At 65.4% G+C, this 19345-nt stretch carries 19 protein-coding genes and 1 pseudogene; 16 read left to right on the top strand and 4 right to left on the bottom strand.

Translation table 11 applies throughout. The features are described from left to right. Positions 1-99: 99 nt before the first annotated feature. The 4 genes from ACZK45_RS10205 to flgA form a co-directional block, all read right to left on the bottom strand. Positions 100-1320, bottom strand: coding sequence for an ATP-binding protein (locus tag ACZK45_RS10205; RefSeq protein ID WP_019337422.1), 1221 nt, complete (start codon positions 1318-1320; stop codon positions 100-102). A gap of 91 nt (positions 1321-1411) precedes the next feature. Further along, positions 1412-1750, bottom strand: a complete 339-nt coding sequence (locus tag ACZK45_RS10200; RefSeq protein WP_049399388.1) for a flagella protein — start codon at positions 1748-1750, stop codon at positions 1412-1414. Next, positions 1747-2052 (bottom strand): flagellar biosynthesis anti-sigma factor FlgM, encoded by a 306-nt coding sequence (gene flgM / locus ACZK45_RS10195; protein ID WP_049421929.1) that lies wholly within the window; start codon positions 2050-2052, stop codon positions 1747-1749. The genes ACZK45_RS10200 and flgM overlap by 4 nt, the downstream gene beginning before the upstream one ends. A 75-nt stretch (positions 2053-2127) precedes the next feature. Then, positions 2128-2784, bottom strand: coding sequence for a flagellar basal body P-ring formation chaperone FlgA (gene flgA / locus ACZK45_RS10190; RefSeq protein ID WP_478445788.1), 657 nt, complete (start codon positions 2782-2784; stop codon positions 2128-2130). 474 nt (positions 2785-3258) lie between these two features. On the opposite strand from flgA, the gene ACZK45_RS10185 reads away from it, so the two are divergent. From ACZK45_RS10185 to ACZK45_RS10110, 16 genes and pseudogenes are all read left to right on the top strand, one after another. Further along, on the top strand, positions 3259-4095 hold the full coding sequence (locus ACZK45_RS10185) for an IS110 family transposase (RefSeq protein ID WP_478445787.1): 837 nt from the start codon (positions 3259-3261) through the stop codon (positions 4093-4095). Positions 4096-4164: 69 nt separating this feature from the next. After that, positions 4165-5109, top strand: a complete 945-nt coding sequence (locus ACZK45_RS10180; protein WP_032127374.1) for a chemotaxis protein — start codon at positions 4165-4167, stop codon at positions 5107-5109. Positions 5110-5246: 137 nt separating this feature from the next. Beyond that, entirely contained in the window at positions 5247-5642 is a 396-nt protein-coding gene (gene flgB, locus ACZK45_RS10175; RefSeq protein ID WP_005409576.1) for a flagellar basal body rod protein FlgB, read from the top strand. 3 nt (positions 5643-5645) lie between these two features. Continuing rightward, on the top strand, positions 5646-6053 hold the full coding sequence (flgC, locus tag ACZK45_RS10170; RefSeq protein WP_010485892.1) for a flagellar basal body rod protein FlgC: 408 nt from the start codon (positions 5646-5648) through the stop codon (positions 6051-6053). A gap of 23 nt (positions 6054-6076) precedes the next feature. Then, complete coding sequence (locus ACZK45_RS10165; RefSeq protein WP_049421924.1) at positions 6077-6760, top strand: flagellar hook assembly protein FlgD; 684 nt, start codon at positions 6077-6079, stop codon at positions 6758-6760. Between the two features lie 32 nt (positions 6761-6792). Next, on the top strand, positions 6793-8016 hold the full coding sequence (gene flgE / locus ACZK45_RS10160) for a flagellar hook protein FlgE (protein ID WP_049398109.1): 1224 nt from the start codon (positions 6793-6795) through the stop codon (positions 8014-8016). Between the two features lie 32 nt (positions 8017-8048). Next, positions 8049-8798, top strand: coding sequence for a flagellar basal body rod protein FlgF (locus tag ACZK45_RS10155; RefSeq protein WP_032127377.1), 750 nt, complete (start codon positions 8049-8051; stop codon positions 8796-8798). A 102-nt stretch (positions 8799-8900) separates the two neighbouring features. Further along, entirely contained in the window at positions 8901-9686 is a 786-nt protein-coding gene (gene flgG, locus ACZK45_RS10150) for a flagellar basal-body rod protein FlgG (RefSeq protein ID WP_005409571.1), read from the top strand. 22 nt (positions 9687-9708) lie between these two features. Beyond that, positions 9709-10401, top strand: coding sequence for a flagellar basal body L-ring protein FlgH (gene flgH, locus ACZK45_RS10145; protein ID WP_010485899.1), 693 nt, complete (start codon positions 9709-9711; stop codon positions 10399-10401). 2 nt (positions 10402-10403) lie between these two features. Continuing rightward, positions 10404-11540 carry a flagellar basal body P-ring protein FlgI gene (locus ACZK45_RS10140; RefSeq protein ID WP_049421917.1) on the top strand — a complete coding sequence of 379 codons (1137 nt, stop codon included), beginning with the start codon at positions 10404-10406 and terminating at the stop codon, positions 11538-11540. A gap of 1 nt (position 11541) precedes the next feature. Next, positions 11542-12741, top strand: coding sequence for a flagellar assembly peptidoglycan hydrolase FlgJ (gene flgJ / locus ACZK45_RS10135; protein WP_032127379.1), 1200 nt, complete (start codon positions 11542-11544; stop codon positions 12739-12741). A gap of 8 nt (positions 12742-12749) precedes the next feature. Next, positions 12750-14630 (top strand): flagellar hook-associated protein FlgK, encoded by a 1881-nt coding sequence (gene flgK / locus ACZK45_RS10130; protein WP_478445786.1) that lies wholly within the window; start codon positions 12750-12752, stop codon positions 14628-14630. Then, the gene (gene flgL / locus ACZK45_RS10125) at positions 14627-15835 is read left to right on the top strand and encodes a flagellar hook-associated protein FlgL (RefSeq protein WP_049398114.1); all 1209 of its coding nucleotides are present in this window, start codon (positions 14627-14629) and stop codon (positions 15833-15835) included. The genes flgK and flgL overlap by 4 nt, the downstream gene beginning before the upstream one ends. Before the next feature lie 86 nt (positions 15836-15921). Next, positions 15922-16617, top strand: a pseudogene (locus ACZK45_RS10120) (flagellin N-terminal helical domain-containing protein); the annotation flags it as partial. Positions 16618-16794: 177 nt separating this feature from the next. After that, a complete protein-coding gene (locus tag ACZK45_RS10115; protein ID WP_478445880.1) occupies positions 16795-17508 on the top strand; it encodes a flagellin in 714 nt (237 codons plus the stop codon). A 222-nt stretch (positions 17509-17730) separates the two neighbouring features. After that, a complete protein-coding gene (locus ACZK45_RS10110) occupies positions 17731-19275 on the top strand; it encodes a flagellin N-terminal helical domain-containing protein (protein WP_478445785.1) in 1545 nt (514 codons plus the stop codon). Positions 19276-19345 lie beyond the last annotated feature (70 nt).

Below are 19345 nucleotides of genomic sequence, written 5' to 3'. Positions count from 1 at the left end.
GGTCTGGGACAAGCCCTGGTAGAGCCGGCCGCTGGCCGGCTGCTCTCGATGCCGGGTTCAATGAGGTTGCCGGCCAGCGGCCGGCACTACCTGAAGCGGTCAGCGCGGCTGCTTCACCGGCAGCACCACGCGGAAACGCGAACCCACGCCCGGGGTGCTGTCCAGGTCGATGCGGCCGTGGTGCTTGTTGATGATGCTGTAGGAGATCGACAGGCCCAGGCCGGTGCCGCTGCCCACCGGCTTGGTGGTGAAGAACGGATCGAAGATGCGCTGGCGCAGTTCCGGCGAGATGCCGCCGCCGGTGTCTTCAAACTCGACCCATACATGATCGCCATCGACGCCGGTACGCACCGTGATCGTGCCGCGCTCGGCGATGGCGTGGCCGGCGTTGAGCAGCAGGTTCATGTAGACCTGGTTCAATTCCGACGGCAGGCACTCCACCAACGGCAACTGGCCGAACTCCCGCACCAGGGTGACCTTGTACTTCAGCTCGTTCCAGATGATGTTGATGGTCGATTCCAGGCCCGCGTGCAGGTCGACCAGCTTCCACGACTCGTCGCGGCCGGAATACGAGAAGTCCTTCAGATCACGCACGATGCGCGTCACCCGCTCGATGCCTTCGCGCGACTCGGCCATCAGCTGCGGCAGGTCGCGGCTGATGAAATCGATGTCCAGGCGGTCACGGATATCGTCGATCTCCGGGATCAGCGCCTTCGGGTCCGGCGCCCGCAATGCGCGCTCGTAGGCTTCGATCACGGTGAACAGGCTGCGCAGGTACTCCTGCAGGCTGCCCAGGTTGGAGTGCACGTAGCCGATCGGGTTGTTGATCTCGTGCGCGACGCCTGCGGCGAGCTGGCCGATCGAGGCCATTTTCTCCGACTGCAGCAGTTTTTCCTGGGTACCGTTGAGGCGCAGGTAGGCCTGCCGCAGCTCTGCATGACGCTGCTGCAATTCGCGTTCGTAGTCTTCCTGGCCTTCGATATGGCGGAACAACGCCAGGAAGTGCCCCTGGCCGACCGGGCCGTGGTGATACAGATGGGCGATGACCACGCCCTCGCCCAGCGGCAGGCTGCCGTTCCAGTGACCATGCTGGCGCGCCTGCTCCAATGCATCAGGCGGCAGCAGTTCACGCAGGCGCTGCGGCGGCGGCAGGCCGCCGCCCTCACCGCTGGCCAGCAGGTTCTGCGCGGCCGGGTTGGCCAGGGCCACCTGCCCGTCTTCGGTGAACAGCAGCAGCCCTTCGCGCAGGCGCTCAAGCAGCGCCTGCAGCACCGGCTGCGGCGGAAGGGGGGCGGTAACCAGGGCGTTGGCAGCGGACACGGCGACTCGGGGCATTCGAACAGGCGCCCAATATACGCGGTCGTGCGGCGGGCTTCAGCCCGCGGGGGTGGGATGTGCGACCGCCGTCGCGTCAGGCGATGGCGAGTGGGCGCCGCGCAGTGACCGTATGCGACTGGCCCTTGGCATCATAGGAGGAGGAGGCCTCGGTACGCCCGAGCTGGCGCAGCGCCCAATCGACCTCGCGGCGCCGGCGCGACAGCAGCACGCCATTGGCTCGGTTGCGTTCGGCCAGTTCCTGGAGGTGATCCCCCTCACCAAGCGGCGGCGTGCCTTCCAGTGCACGCAGCGCCTCCAGCTTGGCACCGGTCGCCCGGATCAGCGCGTGTACGTCATGATCGACCAGCGCCTGACGTTCAACGTCAAGCGCCTGGGCCAGCCGCTGCAGTTGTTCGCTCATCGGCGCGGTCATCCGTGCAGCTGCTGATCCAGCTCAAGCATGCGCGATGCGATCGCGTCCGGATTGATCTTGTAGGTGCCGTTCTGCAGCGACTCGCGCACTGCGGCCACACGCTGGGCGTCGATTGCCGGGGCGGTGGTCAGCTCACGCTCGATGGCCTGCAGATTGGTGGCCTCGCCGGTCAGGCGCAGGCTGTCGGCCGCTTCGACCGGGCGCGTCGCCGCATCGGTGCTGACGCCGGGCTTGTTGGCCGGGGTCGTCACGCTGCGCAGTGCCTGGGGGACCTGCAGGTTGCCGTCGATTTTCTGGCTCATGGGGTGTCCTGGAGTTGCCGTTCACAAGGGATAACGGCCGCAGGGCCGTGATCTTTAGGGATATTTTGCGGTAAATCAACGCGCCACGATTACGTCACCGGCGGCATCGACCGTGCCCTGCACGATCCGCCGCGAGGACAGGTTCTCCACCGAGACCCGTTCGTTTTCACCGGCATCGCCCATCGCACGGCCTGCAATACGGACCTCGACCGAGCCGCGACGCGAAACCAGGGCCACATTGTCTCCTCGCTTGATGAGACGCTGCACCACCAGATCGTTGTTCGACAGCAGGGCTCCGGCCTGCAACGGACGGCGGGCGATGCGGCCGATCGCTGCATTCGGATCGGCCAGCACCGCACCGGCAATCCGGGCGGCATCACGCTGGGCAGTGGTGATATCGGCGGCGGTGAGGGTTTCTCCAGTACCGATTCCGCGGTTGAGCACCAGCACGGTCTGGTTGCGCCGCACCTTTACTGGCACGAACAGGCGCCAGCCGCCGGCATCGGGGCAGCTGACTTCAACCGTGGTGTTGGCGGTGGGCTGCACCTGCAGCGCGCCAGCACACCTGGGCAAGCGCAGCGCATCGGCCACCTGGGCCTCGCCCTCGCTGCCGGCCGGCAGCGTCGACAACGCGGCGGTGCGGATACTGGCCACCGGCTGCCAGTCGGCGGCAACCGCCCACGGCGGGGCCAGCGCCAGCGCGATGGCGAACAGAGATGTGACCCGGCGCATGGCGCCTCCTGTCGAAGGGATCTGGCCCAGGTGCGTGCAAGGGGTGTGCCAGATCGACGGAGCGGCTTCTGTAGAGTCGAGCCATGCTCGACTGGCCGTCCGGAGCAGAGCAGTCGAGCATGGCTTGTATGTTCCTCCCGGCTCCTACGCGGTATGTAGGAGCCAGGGTGGAGGGACCGTCAAGCATGCATCTGCGGATACTAGCCGACAGACGAGTCGAGCGATCCCCATCCCGCACACGAACGTCGATAAAGGATCGTACGGCCCCCAAAGGGGATCGTCGATGTAGGCAAGCTAACGTCGGTGCGGTACCACCCCAGCCCCTTAAAGATAGCTGGGAGCCGTACAAATGTCTGATTCTCTCGATATTGGCGTGGACGTGGACTCCAAGGAGTTCGTACCGGCAGTGGCCGACCGCAAGGCGGCGACAGGATCGCCAACACCCGGGCCGGCATAGCCCAGTGGCTCAACACCTTGCCCCAGCGATGCCGGATTGGCATGGAGGCGACGGGGCGGTACTACGAGTTGTTGGCTCGGATGGCTGGCCAAGCAGGCCACGTTGTCTATGTGATCAATCCACGTCTGATCAAGCACTACGGCCGGGCGACGGGCTCGCGTGGCAAGACGGACGCCATGGACGCCGAAGCGATCGCCCGGTACGTGAAGAAGGAGAACGATCGCCTGCGTGAATACGTACCGCGTACCGACGAGCAGCAACAGATGCACGATTTGCTGCGCAAGCGGCAGACGCTGGTAAAGACACGCGCGCGGCTGGAGCAATCCTTCGGGGTAAGCAAAAGTGCCCCCGGGGAGCTGTCAGATCTGTTCTGCGCTCTGGCTGGGACGCTGTCCGAGCTGGAAAGCGAACTGCAGCGCTTGGGTCGCGATGGAGAGCATGGCACGCTCTACAAACGCCTGTTGACCATCCCTGGTATCGGCCCCGCCGTCGCCGCTCACCTGATTTACTACATGACGCGCTGGCCGTTGGCCAACGCCAACGCGTGGATCGCCTGCACGGGCCTGGATCCCCGGCCCAACGAGTCTGGCGGCAGAACGGGACGGCGTCGGCTGTCCAAACAGGGCGCGCCAGTGCTGCGCCAGATGCTCTACATGGCCGCAATGGGGCTCAAGCGGTGTCGTCGGGGGCAACCGCTCTACGACGAGCTGTCAAAACGCGGTCACCCCAGCACCGCCGTCTTCAACATCCTGGCCAGAAAGCTGGCCAGGATCGCCTGGGGTGTCTTCAAAAGCGGCCGGGACTTCGATCCGGCCATGCTGAAGGTGGGTCAAGCCTGCTTCCAGCAGGCTTGACCACGAACATAGGATCTCGACTCTACAAAAGCGCTCAAGTTCGGGGCCCACCCCGCCGATACAGCAGCCATGTCCCATGACCTGCTCAACCGGATCGACCAGCGGACCCGACTGGCCGGCCACAATCGCCTGGCGCTGCTGCTGTTCCGCCTCGGCGGACGTCAGCTTTTTGGCGTCAATGTCTTCAAGGTGCAGGAAGTCCTGCGCCGCCCGGAGCTGTTCCAGGTACCCGGACTGCCCAGCCAGTTCGCCGGCGTGGCCGACGTCCGTGGCCGCTCGGTGCCGGTGCTGGACCTGGGCCTGGCCATCGGCCACCCCGAGCGTGAGCCCGATGCGGACACCTCGCCCGGCTACCTGGTCGTCACCGAGTTCAACCGCTCGATCCAGGGCTTCCTGGTCAGCGGCGTGGAGCGCATCGTCAACATCGCGGTGGAAGACATCCATCCGCCACCGGAACTGGGCGCCGAATCGAGCTATCTGACGGCGGTGACCCGCTTCCAGGGCGAGTTGATCCAGGTGATCGACGTTGAAAGCGTGCTGGCCGATATCGCCCAGGTACGCGGTGAAGCAGTACTCGACCCGGCGATGGCAATGCCCGCCGACGGCCCGCAGCTGCAGGTGCTGGTGGTGGACGACTCTCGTGTAGCCCGCCAACAGATCCGCAGCGTGCTGGACCAGCTTGGGGTGGGTGCCACCCTGCTTTCCGACGGCAAGCAGGCGCTGGACCACCTGCTGCAGATCCAGGCCTCGGGCGAGAACCCCGCCGAGCGCTATGCCATGGTCATCTCGGACATCGAAATGCCGGCCATGGACGGCTATACGCTGACGACGGAAATCCGGCGCCACCCGGGCCTTGCCGGCCTGTATGTCCTGCTGCATACCTCGCTGTCGGGCGTATTCAACAATGCGATGGTCGAGCGCGTCGGTGCCAACGCCTTCGTCGCCAAGTATTCGCCGCACGAACTGGCCGACTTCGTGCTGGACCGCCTGCGCAAGGTCGCGATGGCGGCCTGAGGCCTCTGATCCGGTAGTGCCGGCCGCTGGCCGGCAACCGCGGACAATCCGGGAAGCCGGCCAGCGACCGGCACTACCCTCTCGAATTTGGCACACCCCTTGCAGCTTCCCGGGCAACGTTCCTGTGGGAGTGCACCGTGCGCAACCTGATTACCGACTACCTGGGCGTCCACGCCCAGGCCATGCCGTTGCGCGAACAGCGGATGAAGCTGATCGCCAGCAACCTCGGCAATGCCGACACCCCCGGCTACAAGGCCCAGGATCTGGACTTCGATGCCGCCCTGCGCCACGCCCAGGGGCAGGATGCCAATGGCCTGATGGCCACCACCCACGAGCAGCACTACGAGATCAGTAGTGGCCTGAACCCGTTCCAGATCGCGCGCGAAGGCGTGCAGCCCAGCCTGGACGGCAACACCGTCGATCCCGATGCCGAGCGTGCCGCCTATGGCCGCGCCGCACTCGAATACCGCGCCTCGCTCAGCTTCGTCGAGAGCAAGGTGCGTTCCATGCTGACCGCGATCACGGGGCAATAAGCCATGAGCAACCTGCCGATCTTCGATATCGCCGGCTCCGCGCTGCAGGCGCAGTCGGTGCGCATGAGCACCATCGCCTCCAACCTCTCCAACGCCGACACCGTCGCCGGTTCCGCCGATGCCGTGTACAAGCCGCTGGAACCGATCTTCCAGGCAGTGACCAGCAAGAACGATCCGAACATCACGTCGGTGAAGGTCAAGGAGATCACCCAGAGCGAAGCCGCGCCGATCAAGCGCTATGAACCGGGCCACCCGCTGGCCGACGGCGATGGCTACATCTACCAGCCCGATGTCGATCCGGTGGCGCAGATGGTCAACCTGATCTCGACTTCTCGCAATTACCAGGCTGGCGTGGAGATGCTGACCACCGCCAAGGAACTGGCCCTGGCGACCTTGACCATGGGCCGCTGAGGCCCGCAGCACCGGATACCACCATGACCACCGCCGTCAACAACCAGACCAACCAGGACGTCTACGCCGCGCTCGGCCTGAACGCCCCGAACAGCAACGCCACCAAGAAGAAGAACACGCTGGACCAGGCCGATTTCCTGCGCCTGATGACCGAGCAGCTGCAGCACCAGGATCCGCTGAAGCCGATGGACAACACGCAGATGGTTGCGCAGATGGCGCAGATGTCCACCGTGCAGGGCATCACCGATCTGAACAAGACGGTGAAGGGTTTCCAGGAATCGATGGCCAGCGACCAGGTGCTGCGCGGTGCCGCTCTGGTTGGCCACCAGGTACTGGTGCCGTCGGAAAAGCTGGTACTGGAAAAGGAAGGCAGCGTCGAAGGCACGGTGGCTGCGCCCTCGGCCGGCATCGTGACCGTCGACATCACCGATGCCAACGGCACCAAGGTCACCTCGCTGAGCGTAGAAGCCAAGGCCGCTGGCGAAACCGCGTTTCAGTGGGACGGCAAGGACGCCAACGGCAAGCGCATGGAACCGGGCAAGTACTCCATCGTCGCCAACCACGTCGACACCGCCGGCAAGAGCACCAAGCTGTCCACCTTCGTGCAGGCCCCGGTGGAGAGCGTGACCGTCGGCTCCGACGGCCTGTACCTGAATCTCAAGGGCCTGGGCACGGCCCCGATCGACTACGTGCTCCGCGTCAGCTGAGCCGCACATTCCGCATCTACCAGGAGCATCCCATGGGCTTCAACGTCTCCCTGTCCGGCATCAATGCCGCCAATACCGACCTGAGCGTCACCGCCAACAACGTCGCCAACGTCAATACCGCCGGCTTCAAGCAATCACGCGCCGAGTTCGCTGACCTGTTCGCCTCCACCAGCTACGGCCTGTCGAAGAACCAGACCGGCTCGGGCGTGCGTGTTTCCAACGTGGCCCAACAGTTCATCCAGGGCCACAACGAGCAGACCGGCCGCAGCCTGGACATGGCGATCTCCGGTGAGGGCTTCTTCACCATGAACATGAACGGCTCGCGCGTGTACTCGCGTGCCGGCAACTTCCAGACCGATTCCGCCGGCTATGTGATCAACCCGCAGGGCGCGCGCCTGCAGGTGTTCGCGCCGAACGCCGATGGCACCAACTTCGATGCCGGCCGCCTGGTGGACCTGCAGCTGCTGACTACCGACAGCGCGCCGAAGCAGACCAGCGAAGTGAAGGTCGGTTTCACCCTGCCCGCCAACGCCAAGCAACCGACGGTCAATACCTTCGACCCGACCGACTCGAACAGCTACAACCACTCCAGCGGCGGCATCACCGTGTACGACTCGCTGGGCGTGAGCCACATCCAGGTTTCGTACTTCGTGAAGGGCGCCAACCCCAACGAGTGGACCGTGCGCAACTACGTGGATGGCCAGCCGGCCGGCGCACCGACCCCGGTGACGTTCGACAACAGCGGCAAGCTGACCAATCCTGCCAACGGCAAGGTCAGCCTCGGCACCTTCACCCCGACCACCGGCGCGGGCCAGCTGAACATGACGCTGGATATCAGCGGCTCGACCCAGTACGGCGAGAAGTTCGCGCTGCGCAACACCCAGCAGGACGGCTATGCCGCTGGCAAGCTCAACGAGATCACCGTATCGGAAACCGGCGTGGTCTATGCCCGCTACTCCAACGGCGACGACAAGCCCCTCGGCCAGGTCGCACTGACCACGTTCAACAACACGCAGGGTCTGGAGCAGAAGGGCAACAACCTGTGGGTGGAGACGTTCGAGTCGGGCACCCCGCGCACCGGCATGCCGGACACCTCCAACCTCGGCAAGATCCAGGCCGGCTCGCTGGAAGCATCCACCGTCGACCTCACCGAGCAGCTGGTCAACATGATCACCGCGCAGCGCAACTTCCAGGCCAACGCGCAGATGATCACCACGCAGGACCAGATCACCCAGACCGTCATCAACATCCGTTGATGACCTGCTGACCCCGTCACGGAACTCCCCGCATGGATAAAGCCCTTTACGTGGCGATGACCGGTGCCCGCGCCTCCCTGCAGGCGCAGGGTACGCTCAGCCACAACCTCGCCAACTCCGACACCCCCGGCTTCAAGGAAGCGCTGGCCAACACCGAAGCCTTCCCGATCCGTGGCCCGGGCTTTGCCTCGCGGGTGGATGCGCTGCATGTCGACGCCGGATTCAACCGCACGCCCGGTTCGCAGCACATCACCGGCAAACCGCTGGACCTGTCCCTGCAGACCGGCACCTGGCTGGCCGTGCAGTCCAGTGACGGCAGCGAGGCGTACACGCGCGGCGCGGCGTTGTCGGTGACGCCGAACGGCCAGCTGGTGACCTCCAGCGGCCGCCCGGTGCTGGATGACAACAACAACCCGATCGCCATTCCGCCCTACCAGGCGATGGAGATCGGTGCCGACGGCACGCTCTCGATCATCCCGCAGGGCGAAGGTCCGCAGACCATGGCGCAGATCGGTCGCATCAAAGTGGTGCAGGCACCGGATGAACGCCTGGAGCGTGGGCTGGATGGCCTGTTCCGCAACACCGACCCGCTGCAGCCGTTCGCACCGGCACAGGGCACGGCCGTGCACAGCGGCCAGCTGGAAGGCAGCAACGTGGATGCCGCTGGCGCGCTGGTGCAGATGATCCAGCTGCAGCGCCAGTACGAAATGCAGGTGCAGGTGATCAAGCACGGCGACGAAAACGCGCGCAGCGCCAACAGCATGCTGCGCCTGGGCAGCTGACGGAATTCCGGCGCCGGTTGATGCCGGCGCTGGCACACCGCTTGCACACCCGCATACAAGGGCCGCACCACGCGGCCGGCTTCAGCAGACAGGACATCGAAGATGAACCAGGCATTGTGGATCGCGAAAACCGGACTGGATGCGCAGCAGATGCGCATGTCGGTGGTTTCCAACAACCTCGCCAACACCAACACCACCGGCTTCAAGCAGGACCGTGCCAGTTTTGAAGACCTGCTGTACCAGCAGGTACGGCAGCCCGGCGGCTCCTCGTCGGCGCAGACGCAGCTGCCCACCGGCCTGCAGCTGGGTACCGGCGTGCGCGTGGTCGCCACCGCCAAGAACTTTGAACAGGGTGGCCAGCAGCAGACCGGCCGCGCCCTGGACGTGATGGTCAATGGCCGCGGCTTCTTCGAAGTTCAGATGCCTGATGGGAGCTCGGCCTACACCCGTGATGGCTCGTTCAAGATCAACCAGGACAGCGAGCTGGTCACCAACAGCGGCTACCCGGTGCAGCCGGGCATCCAGATTCCCGAAGGCGCGCAGTCGGTGACCATCGGCACCGATGGCACCATCAGCGTGAAGATGGCCGACGGCGCCGCCTCGGTGGAAGTCGGCGCACTGACCCTGACCGACTTCGTCAATCCCGCTGGCCTGCAGGCACGTGGCGAGAACCTGTTCCTGGAGACCACTGCGTCCGGCCCGGCACAGAACGGCAACCCCGGCCTCAACGGCCTCGGCACTGTGGTGCAGGGCGCGCTGGAAGGCAGCAACGTCAACGTGGTGGAGGAGCTGGTGTCGATGATCGAAACCCAGCGCGCCTACGAGATGAACGCCAAGGCGATCTCCACCACCGACTCGATGCTCGGTTATCTCAACAACAAGCTCTGACCGGCCAAATCGGGAAACCGCCATGTCGCCCATTTCCAACTTCGCCCGCACTGCTCTCGCCTGCGCCGTGGCCGCCCTGCTCGGTGGCTGCGTGATCGCGGGCGACGTGCGCCCCTACCCGACGATGGCACCGATCCAGCCGATCATGCCGCCGCAGGCACAGCCGACCGCCGGCGCGATCTACGCTGCCGGCCCGACCCTGCAGCTGTATTCGGACCGGCGCGCGCGCGATGTTGGCGACCTGTTGACCATCACCCTGCTGGAAAACACCACCGCGCAGACCAGCGCCAACACGGCCACCAACAAGGAATCGAACCTGAGCCTGGGAACGCCGTCCATTCTCGGCGCTCCGGTCACCCTCGGCGGCAAGGACATCCTGAGTGCCACAGCCAAGGGCGCGCGTGACTTCACCGGCAAGGGCAACAGCGCGCAGAGCAACCGCCTGCAGGGCAGCGTCACCGTCACCGTGGTCCAACGCCTGCCCAACGGCAACCTGGTGGTGCAGGGGCAGAAGAACCTGCGGCTCAACCAGGGCGATGAACTGGTACAGGTGCAGGGCATCGTGCGCCCGGGCGACATCAGCCAGGACAACACCATTCCGTCCAGCCGCGTGGCCGAGGCCCGCATCGTCTACGGCGGCCGCGGTCCCGTCGCGCAGTCCAACGCGATGGGCTGGCTGAGCCGCTTCTTCAACTCCGGCCTGACGCCGTTCTGAGTATGGCCATGAAACTCTTCTCCTCTTCTTCCTGGCAGCGACGCATGGCGTCGTTCGTCGCGCTGATGCTGCTGGTCGTGGCTGCCCCGGCCAGCGCCGAGCGCATCAAGGACCTGGCCCAGGTCGGCGGCGTGCGCGGCAATGCGCTGGTGGGTTATGGCCTGGTGGTCGGCCTGGATGGCAGCGGCGACCGCACCAGCCAGGCCCCCTTCACCGTGCAGAGCCTGAAGAACCTGCTCGGCGAACTGGGCGTCAACGTGCCGCCGAACGTCAACCCGCAGCTGAAGAACGTGGCCGCCGTGGCGATCCACGCCGAACTGCCGCCGTTCGCCAAGCCGGGCCAGCCGATCGACATCACCGTGTCCTCGATCGGCAACGCGGTCTCGCTGCGGGGCGGTTCGCTGCTGATGGCGCCGCTGCGCGGTGCTGACGGCCAGATCTATGCCATCGCACAGGGCAACCTGATCGTCGGCGGCTTTGGTGCGCAGGGCAAGGATGGTTCCCGTGTCTCGGTGAACGTGCCCAGCGTCGGCCGCATTCCCAACGGTGCCACCGTTGAACGCGCCCTGCCCGACCCGCTGGCCAACGGCGGCGACATCACCCTGAACCTGCACAACAACGACTTCACCACGGTCTCGCGCATGGTTGCCGCGCTCAACAACGCCTTCGGCGAAGGTGCGGCGCGTGCGGTCGATGGCGTGACCGTGGCGGTCACCGCGCCGACCGATCCGGGCGCACGCATCGGCCTGCTGGCGCGAATCGAGAACCTGGAACTGACCCCCGGCAGCGCCCCGGCCAAGGTGGTGGTCAATTCGCGTACCGGCACCGTGGTCATCGGCCAACAGGTGCGCGTGGGACCTGCGGCGATCTCGCATGGTTCGCTGACCGTGACCATCCAGGAAAACACCAACGTCAGCCAGCCCAATGCGCTGTCCGGCGGCCGCACCGTGGCCAGCCCGCAGTCGACCATCACCGCCACCAACGACGGCAGCCGCATGTTCAAGTTCAGCGGCGGCACCACCCTGGACGAGATCGTGCACGCGGTGAACGCCGTGGGCGCGGCACCGGGCGATCTCATCGCGATCCTGGAAGCCCTGAAGCAGGCCGGCGCACTGAGTGCCGAGCTCGAGGTGATCTGATATGCGTATCACTCCCGCATTCGATCTGCACCCGGCGCAACAGAACGATCCGGCCAAGATCGACAAGGTCGCGCGCCAGCTGGAAGGCCAGTTCGCGCAGATGCTGGTCAAGAGCATGCGTGACGCCAGCTTCGGCGACTCGCTGTTCCCCGGCGAAAACAAGATGTTCCGCGAGATGTACGACCAGAAGATTGCCGAGGCGATGACCCGCGGCAAGGGCCTGGGCCTGTCGGGCATGATCAGCCGGCAGCTGTCCGGCCAGGCCGCCGACGGCCCGGCGCTGGATACCCGCGTGGACCCGGCCAAGGCCAGTCGTGCCTACCAGCTCAATGCACCGGCCAAGCCGGCACCGTCGCTGCCGCTGGAAGACGGCAGTCAGGCCGTGCGCCTGCTGCAGCAGATGGCCGCCGGTGCACAGCACGGTGCGCAGGCGGCAGTCGCACCGATGGAACAGGCGCTGGACCTGATCGCCGGCCGCGAGAGCAGCAGCATGCACCGCTCGTTGGGCACCGAGGATCCGTACATCGGCAGCCTGCAGGGCGAGGACTGGGCCGCCAACGGCGACCAGTGGTCCGCCACCGCCAGCAATCGCGGCACCGCGATCAGCCCGGCCGATGCGATGGCCACCCGTACCGCCGTCGCCCAGCTGGGCGAGCACACCCCGGAAGGCTTCGTTGCCAGCATCTGGCAGCACGCGCAGAGTGCAGCCAAGGAACTGGGCGTGGATGCCCGCGCCCTGGTCGCCCAGGCGGCGCTGGAAACCGGCTGGGGCAAGCGCCACATCAAGCATGCCGACGGCAGCACTTCGCACAACCTGTTCGGCATCAAGGCCAATGGCTGGAACGGCCAGCGCGCCGTGGCCGGCACCCACGAATATGTCGATGGCGTGCGCCGCAACGAGACCGCCAGCTTCCGCGCCTACAGTTCGCCGGCCGAGAGCTTCGCCGACTATGTGCGCCTGCTGAAGACCAGCCCGCGTTACCAGCAGGCCCTGCAGGCCGGCACCGACGTGCAGGGCTTCGCCCGCGGCCTGCAGCGCGCCGGCTACGCCACCGATCCGCGCTATGCGGCCAAGATCGCCGCGATCGCCGGCGGACCGACCATCGAGCGCGCCGTCAGCGCCGTCGCCGATGCCGGCTCACGCCTTGGCCAGACCTTCGCCAGCACCGCAACCGCGGCGCTGGGTATCACTCGTCGTTGAGGAACCCCATGTCCAGCGTACTTTCCACCGGTACTGGTGCCCTGCTCGCCTTCCAGCGTGCGTTGGCGACCACCAGCCACAACGTCGCCAACATCAACACCCCTGGCTACAGCCGGCAGAAGGTCGACTTCGCCACGTCTGATCCGCAGAACTACGGCTTTGGGGACGTTGGCAGCGGCACCCGCATCACCGATATCCGCCGTGCTGCCGACCAGCTGGCCATCTCGCGCCTGCTCGACAGCAGCGGCGAGCTGGCACGCCTGAAGCAGCTTTCGGGCATGGCCGACCGGGTGAATGCCCTGTTCTCGGACCCGGCCACGAATGTCGCCGGCTCCTGGTCCAACTTCTTCGACGCCGTCAGTGGCCTTTCGTCCAACGCGGCCGGCACGGCCGACCGGCAGAGCCTGCTCGATGGCGGCAAGGCCCTGGCGAGCCGCTTCGTGCAGCTCAACACGCAGATGAACAACCTGAGCAGCGAGGTCAACAACGGGCTCATTGCCGGCGCCACGGAAGTCAATCGCCTGGCGCAGGAGATTGCGCAGATCAACGGCGCCATTGGCAGCAACGTGGCCAACGCGGCGCCGGACCTGCTCGACCGTCGCGACCAGCTGATCTCGCAGCTGATCGGTTACACCGGTGGCACTGCCGTCGTCCAGGATGGCGGCGTGATGAACGTCTATACCGCAGGCGGCAATGCGCTGGTGGTGGGCACGACCGCGTCCAAGGTCACTACGGTGACCGATCCATACCAGCCCGAACGCCTGCAACTGGCGCTGGAAACCCAGGGCAACACGATCACGCTCGATCCCAAGGCAGTGGGCGGAAAGATCGGCGGCATGCTCGAGTTCCGCGATACCGTGCTGACACCGGCCCAGGCCGAACTGGGCAAGCTCGCCGTCGGCCTGGCCGAGAGCTTCAACCAGGCGCACCACCAGGGCGTGGACCTGTACGGCAAGATGGGCGGCGACTTCTTCACCATCGGCAACCCACGCGTCACGCCCAACGCGAGCAATACCGGTACCGGCAGCCTCACTGCGACCTACGGTGACCTCTCCAAGCTGGAGGCACAGAACATCGTCCTCAAGTTCGACGGCACCCAGTGGCAGGCCACCCGCGCCGACACTGGCGCCACCGTTGCGTTGACCGGTACCGGCACCGCCGCCGATCCGCTGGTGATTAATGGCGTCAAGCTGGTGGTCGGCGGCACACCGGCCACCAACGACCGTTTCCTCCTGCAGCCGACCGCGGGCGTCGCCGGAAGCCTGGAAACCGCCATCACCGATCCCTCCCGCATCGCCGCAGCGGCAGCGGTCAAGGGTACGGCTGCACTGGCCAACACCGGCACCGGGAAGCTGACCGGCGTCACCGTCAACGATGTATCCAATCCGAACCTGCGCGATCCTGCCGCAATCGTGTTCACGTCGGCGACCACCTACACCATCAACGGTGGGCCGCCGCAGACCTACACACCGGGCCAGACCATCAGCGCCAATGGCTGGAGCTTCGTGCTGGACGGTGCACCGAAGGTCGGCGACACCTTCAATATCAGCCCTACTCCGGCAGGCTCGTCGGACAACAGCAACGCGGCAAAGCTGGCCAAGGTAGAGGACGCCAAGGCGTTCAACGGCGGCACCGTCACCCTCAACGGTGCGCTGGGGGGGTTGACCACGCAGGTCGGCGCGGCGGCACGTTCGGCTGAGTACTCGCTGGACGCGCAGCAGGTCATCACAGACAAGGCGCAGGCAGCCCGCGACGAGATCTCCGGCGTCAACCTGGATGAGGAAGCAGCCGACATGCTGCGGTTGCAGCAGGCCTATCAGGCCGCCTCACAGCTGATCTCCACCGCCGACAACATGTTCCAGACCATCCTGGGAGCCGTCCGTCGATGAGCAGCCGAATTTCCACCGGGATGATGTTCAACCAGTCCGTGTCGCTGATGCTCGCCAAGCAGTCGAAAATCAGCCACCTCGAGCAGCAGATCGCGACTGGCAGCAAGATCACCTCCGCCAAGGACGACCCGGTCGCTGCAGGTACGGCCGTTGGCCTGGACCGTGTCGTGGCCGGGCTCGAGCAGCTCGGCAAGAACGCCAACAGCGTGCAGAACCGCCTGGGCCTGCAGGAAAACGCCTTGGCTCAGGTCAATGAGCTCATGTCGCGCGCCGTGGAGTTGAGTATCCAGGCCAACAGTCCGGTGCCCAAGGCCAGTGACCTCAAGGCCATCGTCAGCGAGCTGAAGACCATCCAGGAAAGCCTGCTGTCGCTGGCCAATTCCCGGGATGGCAGCGGACGCTACCTGTTCGGTGGCAGCAACGACGCTGACGCCCCGTTCCAGCGAAGCGGCGGCACCGTGACCTACAGCGGTGACCAGAACCAGCGGCAGGTGGAGGTGGCACCGGGCCAACTGGTCTCCGACGCCCTGCCCGGCAGCGAGATCTTCATGCGCATCCCCACCGGCGATGGCCGTGTGGATGCCAGCGCGGCCGCCGGCAACACCGGCAGTGGCCTGTTGACCTCGGTCAGTCGCGACGGCAGCGGCAGCTGGGCCGGCGGCACGCTCAATGTCCGCTTCACCGGCACTGCCGAAGGTGCCTATGAGGTGGTTGATGGCACCGGCACGGTGGTCGGCAGCGGAACCCACAAACCCGGCGAGGACATTGTCGTTGGCGGCGTGCGCATGCGCATCGAGGGCAAGCCAGCCGCCGGTGATCAGTTCAACGTCAGCGACGCGGGTAGCCGCGACATCTTCTCCACCCTGGACAAACTGGTCGCCGCACTGGAAACCGACCCGTCCACCGAAAGCCAGCGCACGGCGCTGCAGAACACGCTGCAGTCCAGCATCCGCGACCTCAACAGGGCCTCGGAAACGATGATCGACGCCCGCGCCAAGGGCGGCGCCCAGCTGGCCGCCATCGATACCGCGGCCAGCGCCCGCGAAGCCACAGCCGTCACCGTCAAGAGCACCCTCTCGACGATGCGCGACCTCGATTACGCCGATGCCATCGGCCAATACAAGCTGGAGACCGCCGCCCTTCAAGCCGCCCAGACGATCTTCAGCCAGATGCAGGCGATGTCCCTGTTCAACAAGATCCGCTAGTCCCTTTCCCCGTTCCATCCGTCTTCCAGCACGGCGCGTCCCGCGCCTTCCATACCGAAACAACCGAGCAACCACGGAGAAGCACCATGGCACAGATCATCAACACCAACACCATGTCGCTGAACGCTCAGCGCAACCTGTCCACCAGCAGCAGCTCGCTGGCCACCTCGATCCAGCGCCTGTCATCGGGCATGCGCATCAACAGTGCCAAGGACGACGCCGCCGGTCTGGCGATCTCCGAGCGTTTCACCACCCAGATCCGTGGCATCAACCAGGCCGCGCGCAACGCCAACGACGGCATCTCGCTGGCGCAGACCGCTGAAGGCGCACTGGGCGAAGTCGGCAACAATCTGCAGCGCATCCGCGAACTGGCCGTTCAGGCCCGCAGTGCAACCAACTCGGCCTCGGACCGCCAGGCGCTGAACGCCGAAGTGCAGCTGCTGAAGCAGGAAATCCAGCGCGTTGCGGAGCAGACCAACTTCAACGGCACCAGCCTGCTGGACGGCAGCTTCACCAACCAGGCCTTCCAGATCGGCGCCGACCAGGGCCAGACCATCAACATCTCGCAGATCACCAATGCGAATGTGCACATGCTGGGCAGCTGGACTACGGCTTCCCGCGCTGCCTCGCTGGTGGGCGCCACGCCTACCGGCGCAACCGCTGCGGCTGCCACGCCGGCCACTGTGGGCATCGGCACCATTACGGCCGGTACAGGTGGCACCACCACCAGCACCCTGGCGACCACCTTCACCGCCAACAACGGCAAGTCGGTCAGCATCAACATCACCGGCACGGTCGACAATGCAAGCGTCACCACGGCCCTACAGGGAACGTTTGGCGCGGACGGCAAGAATGAAGTCGACGGCTTCACCCTGGACCTCGGCGGCAGCGCTACCGTCGCCGCGGCGGTTACGGCAGGCAGCCTGAAGGTTGTTCGTACCGACGGTTCCAACATCAATGTGACGGAGACGGCTACGGGTTACACCACGGCGGCCAGCCTGAACTTCGACGTAGCGAGTACGGATGGCAAGGTGGCCGTCGCAAAGTATGACGCGATCACCGCCGACCAGTTCACCATCAACGGCCAGAGCATCGAAGTTGGCGCGGCGAAGGACGCAAGCGAGCGTGCCACCACGCTGGTCAATGCAATCAACGCGCAGACCCACAAGACCGGCGTCACTGCCTCCCTGATTGACGGCAAGCTGCAGCTGACCTCGCCGGACAAGGACTTCATCGTTGGCGGCACCCTTGCCGGTGGCTTGGCGGCAGCAACGGGTCTGAATACCGGCAGCACCGACGCTGCTTCGGCAACGCCGATCGCCGGTGCGACCTCGTTCAAGGCCGGCGAGCCCGCGACCGGCTTCGCCGAACTGGATATCTCCAACCAGGCCAACGCCGACAACGCCATCCTCGCCATGGATGCGGCACTGCAGTCCGTCAATTCCGCCCGCGCCGACCTCGGTGCAATCCAGAACCGCTTCACCTCGACCATCGCCAATCTGAACACCAATTCGGAGAACCTGTCCGCCGCACGCAGCCGCATCCGCGACGTTGACTACGCCCAGGAAACCGCCGAACTGACCCGTGGCCAGATCCTGCAGCAGGCTGGCACGGCCATGCTGGCCCAGGCCAACCAGGTGCCGCAGAACGTACTGCGCCTGCTGCAGTCGTAATACCTGCACCACTCGAGCTGGAGCCGGGCCCCGCCATGCAGATGGCGGGGCCTTTTCGTTTGACCAGAGAAAAAAGGATCGAAACTCCGCTAAAGGCCGGAGGGGTAGTGCCGTTATTGATTTCAGCAGCGGTAGCACACCCCTTGGGGGGAAGCCAGCCACTGCCCCCCGAAACCGGTCAGGCTGCTCTGCCGGACACACTGCCTACAAGGAAACCGCACCATGGCACAAGTCATCAACACCAACACCATGTCGCTGAACGCCCAGCGCAACCTGGGCACCAGCGGCGCCAACCTGGCCACCACCATTCAGCGCCTGTCCTCGGGCATGCGCATCAACAGCGCCAAGGACGATGCCGCCGGCCTGGCGATCTCCGAGCGCTTCACCACCCAGATCCGCGGCGCCAACCAAGCCGCCCGCAACGCCAACGACGGCATCTCGCTGGCCCAGACCGCCGAAGGCGCACTGGGTGAGATCGGCAACAACCTGCAGCGCGTCCGCGAGCTGGCCGTGCAGTCGCGCAGCGCCACCAATTCCGATTCCGACCGTCAGGCCCTGAACGCCGAAGTGCAGCTGCTGAAGCAGGAAATCCAGCGCGTCGCCGAACAGACCAACTTCAACGGCACCAACCTGCTGGACGGCACTTTCACCAGCCAGGCCTTCCAGATCGGCGCCAACCAGGGCCAGACGATCAACATCTCGCAGGTCGCCAACGCCAACATCAGCAAGCTGGGCAACTGGACCAGCGCTTCGACCAGCGCCAGCATCTCAGGCGAACTGCCGACACTGACCAAATCCGCCAACTCGGGTGTTTCGGGAACCTTCGCAACCGCAACCGCTGGTGCCGCTGGTGAAAAATTCACGCTGAAGGTGGATGGCGTCACCATCGTAGACACGACGGCGACGGCTGCCGGCGACAAAGTTGATGCGGCCGCTATCGACGCGGGACTCGCCAACACGACCACCGCGAATGCACTCGCGACTGCAGGCATCAAAGTATCCGGTAGCGCGACCGCCGGCACCTTGGCCTTCACAAAGGCTGATGGCAGTGATCTCGACATCACCTTGACGAACGACATGGCCACGCTTGGTGGCTTCGCAAATGCCGGATTTGTTGCCAGTCACGAGGCCTCTCTTGCCGGAGCGAAGTTCGGTGCAATTGACGCTGGCCAGCTGAAGATCAATGGCGTCGACATCAAGGTGGACGAAGCCAAGACCGCCAGCGACCGTGCAACTGCGCTTGCGAATGCTGTCAATGCGCAAACCCACAAGACCGGCGTATCGGCCTCACTGATCGAAGGCAAGCTGCAGCTGACCTCGAAAGACAAGGACTTCAGCATCGAGAGCTCGCTGAATGCAGCAGACCTCAAGGCAGCAACGGGCCTGGCTACCGCGAACACCGCCTCCAGCACGGGCGCGAACATCCAGAAGTACGACGGCGGTACCGCTGTCGAAGGCTTTGCAGGTCTGGATATCTCCTCGGTCAAGGGTGCCGACGACGCCATCCTGGCGATGGACGCAGCCCTGAACTCGATCAACTCCGCCCGCGCCGACCTGGGTGCAATCCAGAACCGCTTCACCTCGGTGGTTGCGAACCTGAACACCTCGTCGGAGAACATGTCGGCTGCCCGCAGCCGCATCCGCGACGTGGACTACGCTTCGGAAACCGCCGAGCTGACCCGCAACCAGATCCTGCAGCAGGCCGGTACCGCCATGCTGGCCCAGGCCAACCAGTCCAGCCAGAACGTGCTGAGCCTGCTGCGCTGATCCAGCGGTAGTACAAAGCAACAACGGGAAGGGGGCGCAAGCCCCCTTCTTCGTGCCCGGCGGCAGATTG

The sequence above is a fragment of the Stenotrophomonas sp. 63632_Sma genome (genome assembly GCF_056482875.1).
The sequence above is the reverse complement of the archived record's forward strand: the minus strand, read 5'-3'. Positions and strand labels throughout refer to the sequence as shown.

Coding starts and splice junctions, on each gene's coding strand:
- flgA (WP_478445788.1), bottom strand. CDS start 2,784: ATGCGCCGGGTCACATCTCTGTTCGCCATCGCGCTGGCGCTGGCCCCG.
- flgG (WP_005409571.1), top strand. CDS start 8,901: ATGAACCAGGCATTGTGGATCGCGAAAACCGGACTGGATGCGCAGCAG.
- ACZK45_RS10200 (WP_049399388.1), bottom strand. CDS start 1,750: ATGACCGCGCCGATGAGCGAACAACTGCAGCGGCTGGCCCAGGCGCTT.
- flgJ (WP_032127379.1), top strand. CDS start 11,542: ATGCGTATCACTCCCGCATTCGATCTGCACCCGGCGCAACAGAACGAT.
- flgE (WP_049398109.1), top strand. CDS start 6,793: ATGGGCTTCAACGTCTCCCTGTCCGGCATCAATGCCGCCAATACCGAC.
- flgH (WP_010485899.1), top strand. CDS start 9,709: ATGTCGCCCATTTCCAACTTCGCCCGCACTGCTCTCGCCTGCGCCGTG.
- ACZK45_RS10110 (WP_478445785.1), top strand. CDS start 17,731: ATGGCACAAGTCATCAACACCAACACCATGTCGCTGAACGCCCAGCGC.
- flgL (WP_049398114.1), top strand. CDS start 14,627: ATGAGCAGCCGAATTTCCACCGGGATGATGTTCAACCAGTCCGTGTCG.
- flgK (WP_478445786.1), top strand. CDS start 12,750: ATGTCCAGCGTACTTTCCACCGGTACTGGTGCCCTGCTCGCCTTCCAG.
- flgC (WP_010485892.1), top strand. CDS start 5,646: ATGAGCAACCTGCCGATCTTCGATATCGCCGGCTCCGCGCTGCAGGCG.
- ACZK45_RS10165 (WP_049421924.1), top strand. CDS start 6,077: ATGACCACCGCCGTCAACAACCAGACCAACCAGGACGTCTACGCCGCG.
- ACZK45_RS10140 (WP_049421917.1), top strand. CDS start 10,404: ATGGCCATGAAACTCTTCTCCTCTTCTTCCTGGCAGCGACGCATGGCG.
- ACZK45_RS10180 (WP_032127374.1), top strand. CDS start 4,165: ATGTCCCATGACCTGCTCAACCGGATCGACCAGCGGACCCGACTGGCC.
- flgM (WP_049421929.1), bottom strand. CDS start 2,052: ATGAGCCAGAAAATCGACGGCAACCTGCAGGTCCCCCAGGCACTGCGC.
- ACZK45_RS10155 (WP_032127377.1), top strand. CDS start 8,049: ATGGATAAAGCCCTTTACGTGGCGATGACCGGTGCCCGCGCCTCCCTG.